Source organism: Nitrincola tibetensis (assembly GCF_003284585.1).
Taxonomy (GTDB): domain Bacteria; phylum Pseudomonadota; class Gammaproteobacteria; order Pseudomonadales; family Balneatricaceae; genus Nitrincola; species Nitrincola tibetensis.
Map to the genome: position 1 here is coordinate 71,017 of NZ_QKRX01000003.1, position 16,730 is coordinate 87,746.

Consider the following 16,730-nt stretch of genomic DNA (forward strand, 5'->3'; position numbering starts at 1 on the left):
CATGTGCGGGATTGTCGGTATCTATACGCCTAATCATTCGGTCGACTCGACCCGAGTGGCGCAAATGCTAACGCGTTTGCAGCACCGAGGACCGGATGGGCAAGGTATCTTTGACGACCGCGATGTTTGCTTAGGCCATGCCCGTCTCTCCATCATCGACTTAGAGCAAGGGCAGCAGCCGCTAAAAAGCCCTGATCAACGCTATGTACTTGTTGCCAATGGCGAGATCTACAATCACGTAGAGTTGCGAGCGGCGTTGAAGCAGCAAGGAGCTGAGTTCCTGACGGGGTCTGATTGCGAAGTGATTTTGCCCTTGGCTGCACGAGCTCCTGAGGCGTTTATTGACCAGCTGAACGGAATGTTTGCGTTTGCAGTATTTGATCGAGTTGAGCGAAGTCTACTGTTGGTCAGGGATCGCTTTGGTATTAAGCCCTTGTACTATCTTCAATTGAAGGATGGGATTGCCTTTGCGTCTGAAATCAAGGCGTTACTTCCCTTATTAAACACTGTCAAAATGCAGGCTGCGGGGGTGGAGCGCTTTCTGCAAATTAACTTTAATGCAGGTGTTGATACGGCTTTCGCCTCGATTAAGCGGCTATTGCCAGGTCAAGCACTGCATGTGGATGCCGAAGGCCGTCAGACCCTGCGAAACTGGTGGTCTTTATCTGAAGCCTTGGCCACGCAAGTAGCCTTTCAAGGCTCTATGGGCGAAGCAGTTGAACAATTTGATCAGTGTTTGCAGCAATCATTAACCGAGCATTTACGCTCAGATGTGCCAGTGGGGTTGTTCTTATCGGGTGGTGTTGATTCGGGTATTTTGGCAACGCAACTTGGGCGCACACCCTTGTCATCGGGTCGGCCTAAAGCTTGGAGCTTGGGCTTTCCCTCTACCTCTGTCCATGATGAAGTGCATGCCGCTCAAGCGACAGCAGATGCCTCTGGGATTGAGCTGGCGTTAATTCGTATGGATCCTTCCGACCTATTTAAACACTGGGTGTATAGCATTTGGGCCATGGATGAGCTGATGGGTGATTTTGCCTCTCTCCCCACCTTAATGCTCGCGGATGCAGCGGCGCATTCGCACAAGGTCGTGTTGATGGGCGAAGGCGGTGACGAGGTGTTTGCAGGCTACGGCCGATATCGCATGCCCTGGCTTCAGAGCGCTTGGCATGCGTTAAAAACGCCAGGTACGGGTGGTTTTAGAACGCGGGGACGTTTTGATAAAGCGTCTTTGAGTGCGTTGTTGTCTCCTTCGGTCCGTGCGGGGATGAAACAAAACTGGCGTGAGCCCTTTATCGATGCTTGGCAAGCGGGTAAGGGCTTAGATCCCTTAACTCGACGCCAATATGTTGATATGCAAACTTGGTTGGCCGACGATTTGCTGCTGAAAGCGGATCGTATGCTAATGGTTAAAGGCGTTGAGGGTCGAGTGCCCTTCTTAGATCATCGACTCGTCCTAATGGGTCTATCTTTACCTGCACATTTAAAAATTCAGCAACGATTAGGCAAACAGGTGCCACGAGCCTGGTTACAGCAGCACCAAAAAGCCTTCAATGCATCGGGTAAAAAGAAGGGGTTTAGCGTACCCGTGACCGACTGGATTCAAGGCCTTTCTCGCCAGAAGCTGGCATCAGCCTTGTTAAGCAGCGCGATTATCCAAGACGTCTGCCAAGTTCAGGAACTGACATTACGGCTTCAGAGCAGTGCGCCTATTGATAAGTCTTTAGCCGAGGCGCTTGCAGTGCTTTTGCAGTTGGCCGTCTGGTCGAAGTTGTTCTTGGAAGGGGATGGACTGGCCCCCCCGTATTCCATCGATCCTCTCGATTGGTTGCTAGCAACTTAAGACTTTTTATACAGGTAGTTTTTGCCCTTTGGATGGCTCTTAAAGCGTCGATGTACCCACATATATTGAGTGGGGTCTTTGCGTATAGCCTTTTCAATTTCAGCATTGATCAGGGTTGCATCCTGGACATCATCGCCGGTTGGGAAAGGGCGAAGGATCGGAAAAATCTCTAACTCATAGCGGTTATCCGGCGTGCGGTGCTGCGCAAGCATCAAAATGGGTGAGCCGTTGAGCTTAACCATGCGCGAGGTGGCCGTTATGGTGGCAGCAGGAACACCAAAGAAGGGTGCAAAAACGGATTGATGCATCCCAAAGTCTTGATCTGGGGCATACCAGATAATGTGATTTTTACGGAGGTTACGAATAACTGTCCGTATGTCTGAACGCTCAATAGCCGATTTAAAGAAGCGTAAGCGTCCCCGAGTGATGACGTCTTCTAAAAGTGGGTTATTGTTTTTTCGATACATGGCATCGACGGGATAGTAGTAAGAAAAGAGCAGTCCGCCAATGTCGAGCGTCGAAAAATGAGCACCTAAAAGAATCACCCCTTTCTCTTCAGCCAGCGCCTCCTCGAGATGTTCTGTGCCTATTAGGGTCACTCGGTCTTTAAACCAGGCATCGGGTGCCCACCACGACATGGCAGCTTCGAAAATCCCGATGCCGTTATTCATAAAAATGTCTCGAACGTATTTCTTTTGCTGCTCAGAATTGAGTTCAGGAAAGCAAAGTCGAACATTGACCTCAGTGACATTACGTCGATCACGTGCTAAAAAGTACAATCCTAGGCCAACCCATTTTCCCAAGATCAGTTGAGCAGAGTAGGGTAAACGGACAAGAAGACGGAGTAGCCCGACCCATAAACGGGTGGGTAAAAGGGCTAAAGAAGAACGCAAAGAAGGTTTTTTTTCAGTCACGACGGCCACTTTTCCACTGATTTATCGCAATTTAATCTTATTCTACCCTGATATCCGCCGAAGGTGCAGTTATACTAGGCCGTTTGTGTGATTAACTAACAGAGAAGTCTATGCAAAAAGAGTTAATAAAAGATTCTTCCGATGGTTGGGTAGTCTATCGTCGCTTAATGCAGTACGTGAAGGGGGACTGGCCAATGTTCTCTCTCGCGTTGTTTGGTTTCGTTCTCTATGCCGCTACTCAAACCGCGGCAGCCAAATGGTTAGAGATTTTTATTAATGCAGTCGAAGCCAACAACTTTTCTGAAAGGGGTTGGTTGGCGCTGAGTATTATTTTAATTTTCATGGTCCGTGGTGCAGGGACTCTTCTCGGTAACTATGGTTTCTCCTATGTTGCACGCTCGTTGGTTAATCGTTTGCGGTGCCAGATGTTTGATCATTTATTGGTGCTGCCTTGTTCGTTTTATCAGCAACACTCGTCAGCAGAACTCTTGTCTCGGTTAACCTATAACGTTGAGCAAGTGACGGGTGCCGCAACCGATGCACTAAAAACAATCGTCAGAGAGGGCTTAACCGTAGTAGGTCTCTTTGGTTACATGCTGTATCTTAATTGGAAGTTAACCCTCCTTTTTGTATTGGTTGCTCCCTTGGTGGGTGCGGTTGTTGCGTTGGCATCTAAGCGTTTAAGGCGCTTGAGCCATGGAATACAAAGTTCCGTGGGTGATATTTCAACAGCCGCTTCCGAGGCGATTAAAGGCTACCAGGTGGTACGAATTTTTGGTGGCGCGGAAGCAGAGCGTGAGCGCTTCATCAAAGTATCTGAGCGCAATCGTCGTCAGTTTATGAAAATGGTGGTGACGCAATCTATTTCCACCCCCATTGTACAAATGCTGGTGGCTTCGGTTGTTGCTCTCTTAACCTATATCGCCATGTCACCCTCTCTGCTTGAGTCCATGCAAACAGGAGCCTTTATAGCCTTTATTTCTGCAGCCTCCTTTATGGCGAAGCCTATCCGTCAGCTCACTGAAGTGAACAGCACCATCCAAAAAGGCATCGCGGCGGCTGAAAGCTTTTTCTCGTTGTTTGATGAAAAGCCGGAAGTGGATCGCGGCACGGTTAAGCTTACACATGCAAAGGGGAAGGTTGAGTTTCGTGATGTCTCATTCATCTATCCGCGCAGTGAAGAGCCCGCATTGAAGCACATCAGTTTTGTCATCGAACCGGGTGAGACTGTTGCCCTAGTAGGGCGCTCGGGCAGTGGAAAGTCGACCATGGCCAGCTTACTGCCTAGATTTTTTGATGTCGAGCAGGGGCAAATTCTGCTCGATGATCGACCCTTATCGGATTATTGGTTGAGCAGTCTGCGCAGCCAAATAGGCTTAGTGAATCAGCACGTGGTACTGTTTGAAGGAACAATTGCTGAAAATATCGCCTATGGGGCGCTTGCCAATGCATCGGAGGCCGAAATTCGTGCGGCGGCCGATGCGGCCATGGTGTCTGAGTTTGCGGATCGTTTACCCGCGGGGCTCAATACGATTATCGGTGAAAATGGATTTCTGTTATCCGGTGGCCAGCGCCAGCGCATCGCGATTGCTCGAGCGATTCTTAAAGATGCGCCATTATTGATTTTAGATGAAGCAACGTCGGCACTGGACACAGAGTCGGAGCGCTTTATTCAAACTGCGTTAGAGCGTGTGATTCAAGATCGCACCACGTTGATTATTGCACATCGTTTATCCACGATTGAGCGTGCAGACCGCATTTTAGTGATGGAGCATGGACAGGTGGTCGAACAAGGCTCTCATGCGGAACTGCTTGCGAAAGGAGGCAGTTATGCCACGCTTTACAATATGCAGTTTTCAGATATGTGATGCGGAAAAATGAATCAACAGGATAAGTTGCAAGCGTCCACATCTCTGGGCTTTGCCGTTACCGGCCTTTGGTTTTTGCATGCGTGTTTATGGACGCTCTTGCCTTGGATGGCATCCTACAGTTTGCCCTTAGACGTGGTCGAGGGCTTATTTTGGGGCAAAGAGTGGCAGTGGGGATACTATAAACATCCTCCTTTACCCGCTTGGTTGGTTCATCTTTCTTGGCAGCTATTCGCGGATTTAGGGCCTTTTCTACTCAGTCAGCTGAATATACTGCTAACCGCTTTCTTTGCCTGGCGATTGGGGCAGCGCCTCTTAAGTACTCAGCAAGCTTTGCTGGGTACACTCCTGTTAATGGGAGTGTACTATTTCACTTGGCCTACGCTTGAATACAATCACAATGTTGCCCAAATGCCGATTTGGGCGGCGGCTATCTTCTTTTTTCATCGCGGCATTACGCATTGGCGCTACTTAGACTGGTTTGCCTTAGGTGTGTGCGTGGGTTTAGGCCTGCTCACTAAATATGTCATTGTGGTGTTAGTGGCGACCTTCTTTATCTACATGCTTGTGCAGACGCCGTTAAGAAAACGGATTTTCTCAGGGCAGGTGATGTTGGCGATCCTCGTGCTGTCGCTGGTTTTCTCGCCTCATCTGTATTGGTTGGTACAACACGATTTTCTGCCTTTGACTTATATGCAAGATAGGGCGAATACCACCAGTGCTCTACAAGCACATGTTGTCGGACCTTTGAAGTTTATTGCTGTTCAGCTCCTTGATCATGTATTTATCCTGCTATTACTGGCCGCCATGGGATTACTTGGGCGGCGCTATTGGTCGGTTAAGCCTGAACATGAAGCTCTGCGTTTTCTGCTTTGGGCTGGACTTGGCCCTGCGCTTTTAACCACTCTCGTTGCGATGATGACCGGCACGGGGCTGCGCGACATGTGGGGCACGCCTATGTGGAGTGTATCGGGCCTATTGGTGGCATTTTTCTTACCAAAAAGCTTCACGTCTGCACAGGCTTCAAGGATTCTAAAAACCTTTACGGTGTTTATTTTAGTATTGCCGTTGCTGAGGCTTTTGGATTTGGCGATTATTCCGTATTTGAAAGACAAGCCGTCTCGAATCCACTGGCCAGACAAGGCCATTGCCGTCGAGCTTGAACGTGCATGGGAGCAGGAAACATCTTGTCCTTTAACTCTGGTGGTCGGTGATTATTGGTTAGCAGGTTTGGTATCACTTAGGGTGCCAAGTCGTCCCTCTGTATTAATTGAGGGCCAGTTCCGGTATTCACCTTGGGTGACACTCGATGACGTGCAGCAGCAAGGTGCAGTGTTCGTTTGGCGTGGAGGTGCGGCACAGGCGCCTAACCATGAGTGGATGTCTGCTCTAGCGGGTTTAAAGCATCATACAGGGCAGGTAGCCTTGGAATGGCCGGGTATTCAGGCGGAGCCTTTGCAGCTAAGTTGGATCATGATGCTTCCTGAGAGTGGCTGCTATGCGTTTGATGACAAATAAACGTAAGCAAGGTTTTTGAGTTTGTCTAACGCGCCTTGCTGTTGCTCGACGTAAGCACGTGCTTGCTGCCCTGCATGCAGCTGCTGGCTTTTGTGATCTAGCCAATTTTCGAGCGCCTTGATCAGTGTGGAGTGATCGGACACTTGCACCAATCCACCCATGTTGGCTAACTCTTTCGTGATAAGTGCAAAGTTGTATGTGTGTGGGCCGATAATGACGGGTTTGCCGAGCATGGCGGGCTCAAGTGGGTTGTGCCCACCTCTTTCCACTAAAGAGCCCCCGATAAAAACGATGTCGGCCGCGCTACAAAAAGGCATCAGCTCACCTAAGCGATCAATCAGAAACACTTGGGTGTCAGCGTCAATCAGTGAGTGTTCACTACGCCTTCGCCATTTAAAAGCGCTACGTTCGCAAAGTTCTGCACAGGCATCAAAGCGCTCAGGATGACGCGGTGCGATTAATAACAGAAGATCGGGGTAGCGGTGGTGAAGAGGCTCAAATGCGCTGAGCAGCAGGGCTTCTTCATCATCATGAGTGCTGGCTGCCAATATAACTGGGCGCTCGGCCCCCCAGGCTTGTTTAAACTGCGTGGCTTTGTGTGACCATTCCGGGTCAATTTCGACATCAAACTTGATGCTTCCGATAACGCTCATGCGGTCTTGGCGTGCTCCAAGTTGGGCAAAACGCTCGGCATCCTCGTGGTTTTGCACGGCGATATGAGTGATGCGATCCAGCATAAACCGGGTTAATCCTTTGAATTTTGCGTAGCCTTTTGCCGAGCGCTCGGACAAACGGGCATTTGCCAAGATCACAGGGATCATTGATACTTGGCAAGCGTGAAGCAAGTTAGGCCAAAGCTCGGTCTCAACAATAAGACAAAGTTGTGGTTTAAGTGCTTGAACAAAATGCTGCATGGCCCATGGGAAGTCGTAAGGGCAGTAGCGATGGGTGACTTGGTCTCCGAATAACGCCTTGACGCGCTCGGCACCTGTTGGCGTCATGGTTGTAATGACAATCGGAGTGGATGGATGCTCGATCAGGCAGTGCCTTACAAAGGTTGAGATAGCTTGAACCTCACCCACGGACACCGCATGAATCCAAATCGGTGGCTGATCGTAAGCCGGAAAGTGAACCTTCCCTAAGCGTTCAGTCCAACGATGAGCATAGGCCGGCGCTTTTCGAGCTCTTAACCAGAGCTTGAATAGAATTGCAGGTAGCAGCAGATGTAAAACCAAATTATAAAAAAAGCGTGCCATATGACTTACTGAGTTGCCTGTGATGCGTTATAAAAGAATAGTTTACCATTAACCGCTTACGCTGAATGCAAATTGGGCCTTTTACATGTCAGAGATTACGTCAAACCACTCAATGCTTACGCCAAGAAGCGGCCAACCAACACCGTTGATTACCTGTATCCTGCCAGCTTATAACGAAGCCGACAACCTTAAAGAAATGGTTCCGCTTTTATGTGAAATCCTGCCAAAACTGTCGGATCGTTTTGAGGTACTGGTCGTTGATGATGGCAGCCGAGATGCAACCGAAGCTACTGTTTTAGCGCTCAGCGAGCGATATCCTGTTTCACTGCTGAGTTTATCCAGAAACTTTGGTAAAGAAGCCGCGATGAGTGCAGGGTTAGACTATGCCGAGGGGGATGTGGTCATCATCATGGACTCAGACATGCAACACCCCGTCGAAATGCTGGAAGTTTTTTATCAACGCTGGCTAGAAGGCTATGACATGATTTACGGCGTACGTGCCGATCGCTCGGATGAGGGAATGGTCAAGCGTAAGTTAACACGTGCGTTTTACCACATGCTGAGTAAAAGTGCCGATGTGGAAATCCAGCCCGATGCAGGGGATTTTCGCATGATGGATGCAAAAGTAGTGAGGGCTCTGCGTTCCTTATCTGAACGTAAACGCATGATGAAAGGATTGTTTGCGTGGGTTGGCTTTCGCAGCATCGGAGTCCCTTTTAAGGTGAATCCTCGCTTTAGCGGTGAAACCAGCTTTGGCATTCGCCGTTTATCCTCCTTGGCGCTCACGGGGATTACGGCATTTAGTAGCGCGCCTCTTCGTATTTGGATGTTTATTGGAGCCAGCGTTTCTCTATTGGCGATGAGTTATGCGGTGATCGTGGTACTCAGTACATTGATCTTGGGTACGGATGTGCCGGGCTGGCCGACATTGGTCGCTGGGATAGGTTTTTTGGGTGGAGTACAGCTTTTATCTGTCGGCGTGTTAGGGGAATACGTCGCACGTATTTTTTCGGAGGTAAAAGGACGACCTGTCTATCTTATTTCAGACTACCGACGTCCTGTGCAGGTAGAGCCCAAGGACGATGAGACTCAGGCGGACTCTACATCATTATGATAGTACAGATTTTTCGCTTTGCAGGTGTCGGTGTAAGTGCCTTGATCGTGCACTGGTGTGTTGTCCTTATCCTGGTTCCAATGGGATTGATGCCCTTGTGGGCGAATGTTGTGGGCTTTCTGGTTGCGTTTAACGTCAGTTATTTTGGGCACCGTTATTTCACGTTTAAAGCGGTTTCTGTGTCACATCGTCAAACCTTTGTGCGTTTTGCGGGTGTTGCCTTGGCGAGCTTTTTAGTCAATGAAGCCATGTATGCAGCGTTATTAACGTTCACATCTTTATCCTATGATATTGCTTTACTCATTGTGTTGGGGGTTGTAGCGGTCATGACGTTTATATTGAGTCGTTTGTGGGCGTTTGCATCATGAAATCAATTGTCCTGTGTGCAGATGACTTTGGTATGTCGGCTGAGGTTAGTGATGGCATTCTTGACCTAGTAGAAAATACACGTTTGTCTGCGGTCAGTTGCATGACATCTTTACCTCGTTGGCAATCTGATGCCAAGCGGTTAACGCCTTTTGCGTCTTCAACGGCGGTAGGATTGCATTTTAATTTAACGGAGTTTGAACATCGCATACCCTTGGTGAGGCTGATGAAACAGTCGATGTTAAGTCAACTGGATCTAACCTGGGTCAGAGAGCAGTTCGTTTATCAATGCGATCAGTTTGAGAAGGCTTGGGGCGCTCCTCCGGATTTTATCGATGGCCATCAACATGTGCATGTCTTTAGAGGTATTCGCGATGTGGTGTTAGATGAAATTCAGAAACGCTACCCTCAATCCACCCCTTGGGTTCGCCAAGTGAATCCATCCATTTACGGTCATGATGCACGCTTGAAAGCCATTATTTTAGGTGTGATGTCAAAAGGGTTTTCGGCGGCTGCATCTGAGAGAGCTATTCCGCTATCAAAGAATTTTGCGGGCCTTTATTCGCTATTGCCTGATGCGGATTTTCCGTCTTTAATCGAGCAGTGGTTTCAGAGTGTTGCGGATGGGTGTGTGGTGATGTGTCATCCAGGACGTGCGAAGGCGAATGCGCTAGGGTTGGCACTGACTCGGCAAAAGGAGCTTTCGTATCTTTCTGGATCTGAGTTTGACACGCTAATGTCAAATTTATCAATCCTGCTCGCGACAAAGCCCAGTCTCACACCTACGACAGGTCAAGAGTAAGGGTAATCAAAAGTTCTGGTCACGTTTTCGAATAGCTTTAGGTGGGTGCGAAGATGATGGGCTTCGAGAAATTGCCTCAAAACAGATCGCCCAAAACAATTGCCATACCCATTATCTTCGTTTGTAGCGCCGAGAGGATGTCAAGGGCAGAGCATCAGGTTATAATCACCCGTTTATAGAACCCAACCCTGAGGATTGCCAAACATGAAACGATTATGGCCGGTATTGTTTACAGGGTTCCTGCTGTTGAGTGCTTGCGGACAAAAGGGGCCTTTATATATGCCTGAAAGTACCCCTGAGACTCAACAGCCACAGTGAGATTTGTAATGGACAGTTTTGAATATTTAGATGGCCGCTTGCATTGCGAAGAGGTCGCGTTATCTGATGTGGCGCGTGACTACGGTACACCCTTGTATGTATATTCGCGTGATGCCATCGAACGTGCATATTTAAGTTATGCACAAGCACTTGAGCAAACAAATGCCTTGGTATGTTATGCCGTAAAAGCGAACTCCAATCTTGCTGTTTTGAATATCCTAGCTCGTTTGGGGGCTGGGTTTGATATTGTGTCATTGGGTGAACTGGAGCGCGTATTGCAGGCAGGCGGCAAGCCTGAGAAAATCGTTTTTTCAGGTGTGGGTAAGCAAGCGCATGAAATCCAACGGGCTTTAGACGTTGGAATTTTCTGCTTTAACATTGAGTCCGACGCTGAGTTGGATCGTGTGAACCAAGTTGCCAAAGATATGGGTAAAATTGCTCGCATTTCGTTCCGAGTGAATCCCGATGTTGATGCGGGCACACATCCTTATATCTCCACTGGTTTGAAAGAAAATAAGTTTGGTATTGATATCGATCACGCACGTCAGGTCTATCGCCGCGCGGCGGCATTAGATGCCGTTGAGGTCGTGGGGATGGATTGCCATATTGGCAGTCAATTAACAGAAATGGATCCCTTTTTAGATGCGATGGATCGTTTATTGTCGTTGATCGATGAACTGAATGAAGATGGCATTCGCATTCATCATTTGGATTTAGGCGGTGGTCTGGGGGTTTGCTATACCGACGAGACTCCACCAACACCTTCAGAGTACATCAGTAAGGTGTTAGAGCGTCTGGGAGATCGTCCGATACAATTAATTTTTGAACCCGGTCGCTCCATTGTTGCCAATGCCGGAGTGCTATTGACTCGTGTCGAGTTCCTCAAGCAAAACGGCGAAAAAAACTTCGCCATCATTGATGCCGCAATGAATGATCTGATTCGACCTGCTCTGTACAGCGCGTATCAAGAAATTATTCCGGTGACAATGGCAGAAGAGTCGCCAGATACTGCGAAGTTATGGGATCTGGTTGGGCCTGTGTGTGAAACCAGCGACTTTTTGGGCAAAGGCCGCTCGTTGAATCTTCAAGCTGGTGATTTATTGGCGGTGTGTTCGGCGGGCGCCTATGGCTTTGTAATGGCGTCTAACTACAACACGCGCGGGCGTCCTGCCGAAGTTATGGTGGATGACGACCAAGTGTTTTTGGTGCGTGAGCGTGAGCAAGTAGCTGATCTTTTTAAAGGGGAGTCTATTCTCCCTATTGATCGTTAAGTGGAGGCCGCTAATGCTCGTTCGTTTTAGCAAAATGCATGGCCTCGGTAATGATTTTATGGTGATTGATGCCGTCTCACAGCGTGTTCGTTTAAGTGAGCAGACGGTTCGACGCTTGGCCGATCGTCACACGGGCATTGGCTTTGATCAATTATTGCTGGTTGAACCGCCCACACGCCCTGATTTGGATTTTCGGTATCGGATATACAACGCAGATGGCTCTGAAGTGGAGCACTGTGGTAACGGTGCTCGTTGTTTTGCTCGCTTCGTCAGAGATAAGCGCTTGACGGTTAAAGATGAAATAGCCGTGGAGACAGCAAGAGGTAAGGCAATTCTAAAAATGTTGCCTGACCGTCTGGTTGAAGTTGACATGGGAGCCCCTTGCTTAAATCCGGTAGAAATTCCCTTTGCGGCTGAGCTTCAGGCCCCAGTCTATAGCCTAGATGTGAAGGGGACCTCCTACGAGTTGTCAGCTGTTTCGATGGGGAATCCGCATGCGGTACTCGTGGTGGATGATATAGAGACGGCCCCAGTTAAAACACTAGGTCCGCTGATTGAGCGTCATCCTCGTTTTCCTCAACGTGTCAATGTGGGGTTTATGCAGGTACTTTCACGTTCTCACATTGCTTTGCGGGTGTTTGAACGTGGAGCTGGTGAAACGCTGGCGTGCGGAACAGGTGCTTGTGCGGCGGTTGTTGCTGGCCGTTTGCGAGGTCTTCTTGATGCCCAGGTCAAAGTATCTTTACCGGGTGGTGAGCTGTATATTGGCTGGCGTGGCGATGGGGCATCTGTGATGATGACAGGGCCTGCAACAACTGTTTTTGAAGGGCAGGTGTATCTATGAGCAAAGAAGTGTTAGCGGGGTCTAAAAGTAAACCTGTCGCACAGAGTCAATCACTGAGTGCAACGCAGGTCGCTGAGTATCTATCCAACCATCCTGATTTCTTTTCAGAACATGCATGGTTGCTAGAGAAGCTTTATGTCCCTCATCAACGCGGTACTGCGGTTTCCTTAGTGGAGCGGCAGACATCCTTGTTAAGAGAACGCAATCAAAAGCTGCATGGGCATTTGTCTGAGTTGATTGATATCGCACGGCATAATGATATTCAGTTTGATAAGACTAAGCGTATGGTGCTGGCGCTGTTGGAAGCGCAGACGTTAGACGATGTTGCGATAGCGATTGAAGAAAGCCTATGCCAAGACTTTTATGGTGATGACGCACGTTTATTGTTATTTAGTGAAAAACCACTGAATGTAAACAGTTTGCGTATGTTGTCCAAGGCCGATTGCAGCATTGTTCAGCCATTAATTGAAACGAGTTTGCCTAGCTGCGGACGTCTCAGTGAGGCGATGAACCGTTTCTTGTTCCAAGAAAATGCTCCACGTGTCTTGTCCGCAGCGGTTGTTCCGTTAGTTAAGGGCGATACGTTGGGCTTGCTAGCGATAGGCAGTTTTGATGCGGAGTACTTCCAAAGCAGTCAAGGTACACTTTTCTTGAGTTATGTGGGTGAGGTGTTAAGTCGAGTGGTTGCCCATATTTTACAGCAACCTCAGGCATAATCACGTGTCAGACTCATCGACGGATGCGTTATGGCAATTAGCGTTCAAACGCTATCTCGAGACTGAGAAGCATTACTCTGTCCATACAGTGAAACATTACCTTAGAGATCTTTCCAAGGTATATGAGCAACTAGAGTTAGAACAGTTGTCGGGCTGGGCTTCTTTAACCGAGAAGCAACTGCGCAATATCATCAGCGTCTTGCATGGGCAAGGCGTATCAGGACGGAGTTTGCATCGGCTTCTATCCGCTTTGCGTAGTTTTTATCGTTTTTTAGTCAGAGAGAATTGGGTTTCTCACAATCCTGCTTTGGCTATCCAAGCACCGAAATCCTCTAAACGTCTACCCAAAACCTTCGACCCTGATCAGCTAAACGAATTGCTCAAACGCCCAGATGATGAGCCCCTTACGCTAAGAGACTTTGCGATGATGGAGCTTCTTTATTCTTCAGGCTTGCGTGTATCTGAGTTGGTTCAGCTGAATCAGCAGGATGTTGATTTGGCGGATGCCAGTGTCCGTGTGCTGGGTAAGGGACAAAAAACACGTGTATTGCCAATTGGACGTTTGGCGGTGCAAGCCTTAACGGATTGGTTGAAAATTAAGCCTCTGTGGGCTAAATCTCAAGAAGATGCAATCTTTGTGAGTCAGAGTGGCCGTCGTTTATCGACACGCTCAGTCGAGCTGCGTCTTGCCCATTGGGGGCGTATAAAAGGGACTCAAGGGCAGGTGTATCCGCATCGTTTACGGCATAGCTTTGCAAGCCATATCCTTGAATCCAGCCATGACCTTAGAGCGGTGCAGGAGCTGCTGGGCCATTCAGATATATCCACAACCCAAATATATACCCATCTTGATTTTCAGCATCTGATGAGTGTGTATGAACAAGCTCACCCACGAGCAAGGAGGAAGGCAGATGATTAAGGCAGTGACCTTTGATTTAGATGATACGCTCTGGGCGGTAGACCCTGTGATTGAGCATGCCAATCGGACACTTTGGCAGTGGTTAGATGCTAATGCCCCTGCTTTCACTTCGACCTACTCACTTCATGATTTAAGTGAACGCTCACCCTTGCGAGCCGATTTATTGTCCAGGTACCCCGGTATAGCCCACAGTGTCACTCAAATACGATTAAAGTTACTTGAGGAATGTTTAAAAAGTAGCGGTTATTCTGAGCAACAATCGATAGATTACGCTAGGAATGCATTTGAAGCCTTTATTCATGCTCGGCACGAAGTTGAATTGTTTGCACATGCTCGGACAATGTTAGAGGCGTTACGCGACCAAGGAATGATGATTGGTGCGTTGAGCAATGGCAACGCCGAAGTTAAGCGAACAGGCTTAGCGGATGTGTTTGACTTTCAATACAATGCGGATCACGTTGGACAAGCGAAGCCACATCCTCTTATGTTCGAAAAAGCCCTGCATCACATGCAGCTTAGCGCAGATCAGGTTATACATGTGGGAGATCACCCCATTAATGACGTTCAAGCCGCACAAAATATTGGCATGCGGACAATCTGGGTAAACATAAACCAAGTGCCTTGGCCAGGTGGAACACGAGCTGATTTCGAGGTTGTGAGCTTAGATCAGATCGTCACGGCGGTGGTGTCTCTAGCGCAGAAAGCGGGTAAGCGGCATATTTTATAACCAACGGATTTTGTGGAGCGACCTACTAGAGATTATAAAAACATCTCTAATAGGTCGTTTAAAAAGAGTCGGCCCTGTTGAGTTGGCTTTAGCCTAGTTTCATAAGGGTGAAGTAAGCCTTTTGCCTGTGCCATCTTTAACCGTGGTTCAAGCGTGTCAAGACTGAGCCCTGTTCGCTCTAGCAAGAGTTGAGTCGGAACGCCTTCATGCAGCCTTAGCGTATTGAGCATGAACTCAAAGGCGAGATCACTGGTTTCGACCTGCGTGCGCTCTGCAATGCGCGTCATTGGGTTGAGATAGGCTTTAGGTTGTCGTGCCTTGTTATGACGTGAAATGCTCAAACCTTGTGTTGAAGCTTGTGTTACTTTTCCATGAGCGCCCGCCCCAATCCCTAAATAGTCCCCAAACTGCCAGTAATTAACATTATGTTGGCTCAGCTTATTTGCACGTGCATAGGCTGAGATTTCATACTGTTGATAACCTGATTTGGCCAATAAGGCCTGTCCGCATTCTTGAATTTCCCAGAGGGCTTCATCCAAGGGCAATGTGGGTGGGCGCGCATGAAACTCGGTGTTTGGTTCTAAGGTTAGCTGGTACCAGGAAAGATGATCCGGTTCCAAGGCGATGGCTTGTTCTAAGTCGGCCAGAGCTTGATCTGTTGTCTGCTCCGGTAAGCCATGCATTAAGTCAAGATTGATGTTATCAAAAATAGTACGAGCGTGCGTGGCTGCATTAATAGCATTGTCGGAGGAATGTATTCGGCCTAGACGTTGTAGGTGCAGATCATTAAAGCTTTGAATTCCAATCGATAGACGGTTAACGCCCGCTTTTTTAAATCCTTTAAAACGTTCCTGCTCAAATGTTCCTGGATTGGCCTCTAACGTGACTTCTGTCGTTGAAGCAATGCCCATTTGACGATCAACATCTTCTAAAATCGCGGCAATAGACTCTGCACTGAAGAGGCTCGGAGTACCGCCGCCAATAAAAATAGAATGCAAACTCGATGGCTCGTCGAGTAAGCGCAGTTCATTCGCGAGGTCTTCTCGCAAGGCGTTTACATACTCCTGTTCAGGGAGTGGTTGTTTTGCGGCATGTGAGTTGAAGTCGCAATAAGGACACTTGCGCACGCACCAAGGAATATGAATATATAAAGATAGAGGGGGACGTTTCACGCAGGAACACCTAGCCAGCGATTCAGTTGACTGACAAGCGCATTCATCGCTAACCCTCGGTGGCTTACGCTGTGTTTAGCTTCAGCGCTCATTTCAGCAGCGGTTAAACGCATTTCTGGGCAGTAAAAAATAGGATCGTAACCAAATCCACCTTGTCCTTTTGGTTCGAAGAGGAGTTTACCCTCCCAGCTGCCTTGGCAGATTAAAGGGGTAGGGTCTAAGGCGTGGCGCATAAACACCAGCACGCATTGATAACGGCCCGTTCGAAGAGGTTCAGGTATCGCTTGCAGGTCCAGTAGGAGTTTGTCGACATTGCGCAGATCTGAGCTATTCGGGCCGCTGTAGCGTGCTGAGTAGATTCCTGGTGCTCCGTTTAGGGCATCTACTTCTAAGCCCGAGTCATCTGCGAGAGAGGGCAGTCCCGTTTGCTGGCAGGCATGGCGAGCTTTGATAATGGCATTTTCGACGAAGCTAAGCCCCGTTTCTTCGGCATCTGAGACATTAAATTGTGACTGTGGCACAACTTCGATTTGGAAGTTGGCGAGCATGTCGGAGAACTCTTTCAGCTTGCCAGCATTGCTGCTAGCAAGCACGATTTTTGATGGTTTCACGATTAGTCCTGATAAAAGGTTTGTTGAAACTGAATCTGGTAGGCGGGTTGATTAGGGTCTGGCTGTACACTGAGTGTGAAGTTCAAAAGCTCTTCGTTTGTGAAGCGAAACTCACCCAAGTAATAAATGGCATCGCTTTCTGTTACTTGGCGGTAAGTGATATCCTGAACTTGCTGAAGTAGATTGCTGGATTGAGCTGTTACAACGGCTGTGGTTGGCTGTGTTGTGCCATCTTCTAGTTTTTCGAGTATGGCAACATTCATCAGGGCACGATTGCCACTTCGTGTTAGACCGTGACGCGCGGCAACATCGGCTGTTACAAATGTTGAATTAAAAGCGTTGTAATGAATTTCATAACGGTCATCGCTAAACATTTGCTCAGCATGAAGGCTCATGGAGAGGGCCGTGCCAAGCAATAACGTAACCAGTTTTTTAGAGAAAGCGTTGTTGTCGAACATGAATTTTGTCCCC

Annotated in this window: 17 protein-coding genes; 12 read left to right on the plus strand and 5 right to left on the minus strand. The window is 48.4% G+C overall.

All coding sequences use genetic code 11. The features are described 5' to 3' along the window. Nucleotide 1 precedes the first annotated feature (1 nt). Nucleotides 2-1,843 (plus strand): asparagine synthase (glutamine-hydrolyzing), encoded by a 1,842-nt coding sequence (gene asnB / locus DN062_RS04650; protein WP_112158025.1) that lies wholly within the window; start codon nucleotides 2-4, stop codon nucleotides 1,841-1,843. Here asnB and lpxL read toward each other — a convergent pair. After that, the gene (lpxL, locus tag DN062_RS04655; RefSeq protein WP_239995709.1) at nucleotides 1,840-2,757 is read right to left on the minus strand and encodes an LpxL/LpxP family Kdo(2)-lipid IV(A) lauroyl/palmitoleoyl acyltransferase; all 918 of its coding nucleotides are present in this window, start codon (nucleotides 2,755-2,757) and stop codon (nucleotides 1,840-1,842) included. The genes asnB and lpxL overlap by 4 nt on opposite strands. A gap of 110 nt (nucleotides 2,758-2,867) precedes the next feature. On the opposite strand from lpxL, the gene msbA reads away from it, so the two are divergent. Together msbA and DN062_RS04665 are read left to right on the plus strand one after the other, a co-directional pair. Continuing rightward, entirely contained in the window at nucleotides 2,868-4,625 is a 1,758-nt protein-coding gene (msbA, locus tag DN062_RS04660; protein WP_112158027.1) for a lipid A export permease/ATP-binding protein MsbA, read from the plus strand. A gap of 9 nt (nucleotides 4,626-4,634) precedes the next feature. After that, a complete protein-coding gene (locus DN062_RS04665) occupies nucleotides 4,635-6,143 on the plus strand; it encodes a glycosyltransferase family 39 protein (protein WP_112158029.1) in 1,509 nt (502 codons plus the stop codon). Here the strand turns inward: DN062_RS04665 and waaA are convergent. Beyond that, nucleotides 6,122-7,399: a lipid IV(A) 3-deoxy-D-manno-octulosonic acid transferase gene (gene waaA, locus DN062_RS04670; RefSeq protein ID WP_112158031.1), complete on the minus strand. Its 1,278-nt coding sequence runs from the start codon at nucleotides 7,397-7,399 to the stop codon at nucleotides 6,122-6,124. The two genes, DN062_RS04665 and waaA, sit on opposite strands and share 22 nt — an antisense overlap. Nucleotides 7,400-7,484: 85 nt before the next feature. Between waaA and DN062_RS04675 the strand changes: the two genes are divergently transcribed. The 9 genes from DN062_RS04675 to DN062_RS04715 all read left to right on the plus strand — a co-directional run bounded on the left by DN062_RS04675 (nucleotide 7,485) and on the right by DN062_RS04715 (nucleotide 14,476). Then, a complete protein-coding gene (locus DN062_RS04675) occupies nucleotides 7,485-8,513 on the plus strand; it encodes a glycosyltransferase family 2 protein (RefSeq protein WP_205126657.1) in 1,029 nt (342 codons plus the stop codon). Further along, nucleotides 8,510-8,881: a GtrA family protein gene (locus DN062_RS04680; protein WP_112158033.1), complete on the plus strand. Its 372-nt coding sequence runs from the start codon at nucleotides 8,510-8,512 to the stop codon at nucleotides 8,879-8,881. Before DN062_RS04675 ends, DN062_RS04680 begins: the two co-directional genes overlap by 4 nt. Next, a complete protein-coding gene (locus tag DN062_RS04685; protein ID WP_112158035.1) occupies nucleotides 8,878-9,681 on the plus strand; it encodes a ChbG/HpnK family deacetylase in 804 nt (267 codons plus the stop codon). The genes DN062_RS04680 and DN062_RS04685 overlap by 4 nt, the downstream gene beginning before the upstream one ends. Before the next feature lie 204 nt (nucleotides 9,682-9,885). Next, entirely contained in the window at nucleotides 9,886-9,999 is a 114-nt protein-coding gene (lptM, locus tag DN062_RS04690; RefSeq protein WP_081763694.1) for an LPS translocon maturation chaperone LptM, read from the plus strand. 8 nt (nucleotides 10,000-10,007) lie between these two features. Next, entirely contained in the window at nucleotides 10,008-11,270 is a 1,263-nt protein-coding gene (gene lysA, locus DN062_RS04695) for a diaminopimelate decarboxylase (protein ID WP_112158037.1), read from the plus strand. A gap of 13 nt (nucleotides 11,271-11,283) precedes the next feature. Then, nucleotides 11,284-12,114 carry a diaminopimelate epimerase gene (dapF, locus tag DN062_RS04700; protein ID WP_112158039.1) on the plus strand — a complete coding sequence of 277 codons (831 nt, stop codon included), beginning with the start codon at nucleotides 11,284-11,286 and terminating at the stop codon, nucleotides 12,112-12,114. Next, a complete protein-coding gene (locus DN062_RS04705; RefSeq protein ID WP_112158041.1) occupies nucleotides 12,111-12,830 on the plus strand; it encodes a DUF484 family protein in 720 nt (239 codons plus the stop codon). Before dapF ends, DN062_RS04705 begins: the two co-directional genes overlap by 4 nt. Before the next feature lie 4 nt (nucleotides 12,831-12,834). Continuing rightward, the gene (gene xerC / locus DN062_RS04710) at nucleotides 12,835-13,749 is read left to right on the plus strand and encodes a tyrosine recombinase XerC (protein WP_112158043.1); all 915 of its coding nucleotides are present in this window, start codon (nucleotides 12,835-12,837) and stop codon (nucleotides 13,747-13,749) included. After that, nucleotides 13,742-14,476, plus strand: coding sequence for an HAD family hydrolase (locus tag DN062_RS04715; protein ID WP_112158045.1), 735 nt, complete (start codon nucleotides 13,742-13,744; stop codon nucleotides 14,474-14,476). Before xerC ends, DN062_RS04715 begins: the two co-directional genes overlap by 8 nt. Before the next feature lie 32 nt (nucleotides 14,477-14,508). On the opposite strand, the gene hemW is transcribed toward DN062_RS04715, so the two are convergent. From hemW to DN062_RS04730, 3 genes are read right to left on the minus strand one after another with little or no spacing between them, the layout of a single operon-like run. Beyond that, the gene (gene hemW, locus DN062_RS04720) at nucleotides 14,509-15,648 is read right to left on the minus strand and encodes a radical SAM family heme chaperone HemW (RefSeq protein WP_239995710.1); all 1,140 of its coding nucleotides are present in this window, start codon (nucleotides 15,646-15,648) and stop codon (nucleotides 14,509-14,511) included. Next, entirely contained in the window at nucleotides 15,645-16,262 is a 618-nt protein-coding gene (gene rdgB, locus DN062_RS04725) for an RdgB/HAM1 family non-canonical purine NTP pyrophosphatase (protein WP_112158050.1), read from the minus strand. Before rdgB ends, hemW begins: the two co-directional genes overlap by 4 nt. Next, a complete protein-coding gene (locus DN062_RS04730) occupies nucleotides 16,262-16,717 on the minus strand; it encodes a DUF4426 domain-containing protein (RefSeq protein ID WP_112158052.1) in 456 nt (151 codons plus the stop codon). The genes rdgB and DN062_RS04730 overlap by 1 nt, the downstream gene beginning before the upstream one ends. Between the last annotated feature and the right edge of the window lie 13 nt (nucleotides 16,718-16,730).

Excerpts from the sequence above, each read along its gene's own strand:
- lysA (WP_112158037.1), top strand. The coding sequence starts at position 10,008 with ATGGACAGTTTTGAATATTTAGATGGCCGCTTGCATTGCGAAGAGGTC.
- asnB (WP_112158025.1), top strand. The coding sequence starts at position 2 with ATGTGCGGGATTGTCGGTATCTATACGCCTAATCATTCGGTCGACTCG.
- msbA (WP_112158027.1), top strand. The coding sequence starts at position 2,868 with ATGCAAAAAGAGTTAATAAAAGATTCTTCCGATGGTTGGGTAGTCTAT.
- DN062_RS04675 (WP_205126657.1), top strand. The coding sequence starts at position 7,485 with ATGTCAGAGATTACGTCAAACCACTCAATGCTTACGCCAAGAAGCGGC.
- DN062_RS04680 (WP_112158033.1), top strand. The coding sequence starts at position 8,510 with ATGATAGTACAGATTTTTCGCTTTGCAGGTGTCGGTGTAAGTGCCTTG.
- DN062_RS04705 (WP_112158041.1), top strand. The coding sequence starts at position 12,111 with ATGAGCAAAGAAGTGTTAGCGGGGTCTAAAAGTAAACCTGTCGCACAG.
- DN062_RS04715 (WP_112158045.1), top strand. The coding sequence starts at position 13,742 with ATGATTAAGGCAGTGACCTTTGATTTAGATGATACGCTCTGGGCGGTA.
- waaA (WP_112158031.1), bottom strand. The coding sequence starts at position 7,399 with ATGGCACGCTTTTTTTATAATTTGGTTTTACATCTGCTGCTACCTGCA.
- DN062_RS04665 (WP_112158029.1), top strand. The coding sequence starts at position 4,635 with ATGAATCAACAGGATAAGTTGCAAGCGTCCACATCTCTGGGCTTTGCC.
- DN062_RS04685 (WP_112158035.1), top strand. The coding sequence starts at position 8,878 with ATGAAATCAATTGTCCTGTGTGCAGATGACTTTGGTATGTCGGCTGAG.
- DN062_RS04730 (WP_112158052.1), bottom strand. The coding sequence starts at position 16,717 with ATGTTCGACAACAACGCTTTCTCTAAAAAACTGGTTACGTTATTGCTT.
- dapF (WP_112158039.1), top strand. The coding sequence starts at position 11,284 with ATGCTCGTTCGTTTTAGCAAAATGCATGGCCTCGGTAATGATTTTATG.
- lptM (WP_081763694.1), top strand. The coding sequence starts at position 9,886 with ATGAAACGATTATGGCCGGTATTGTTTACAGGGTTCCTGCTGTTGAGT.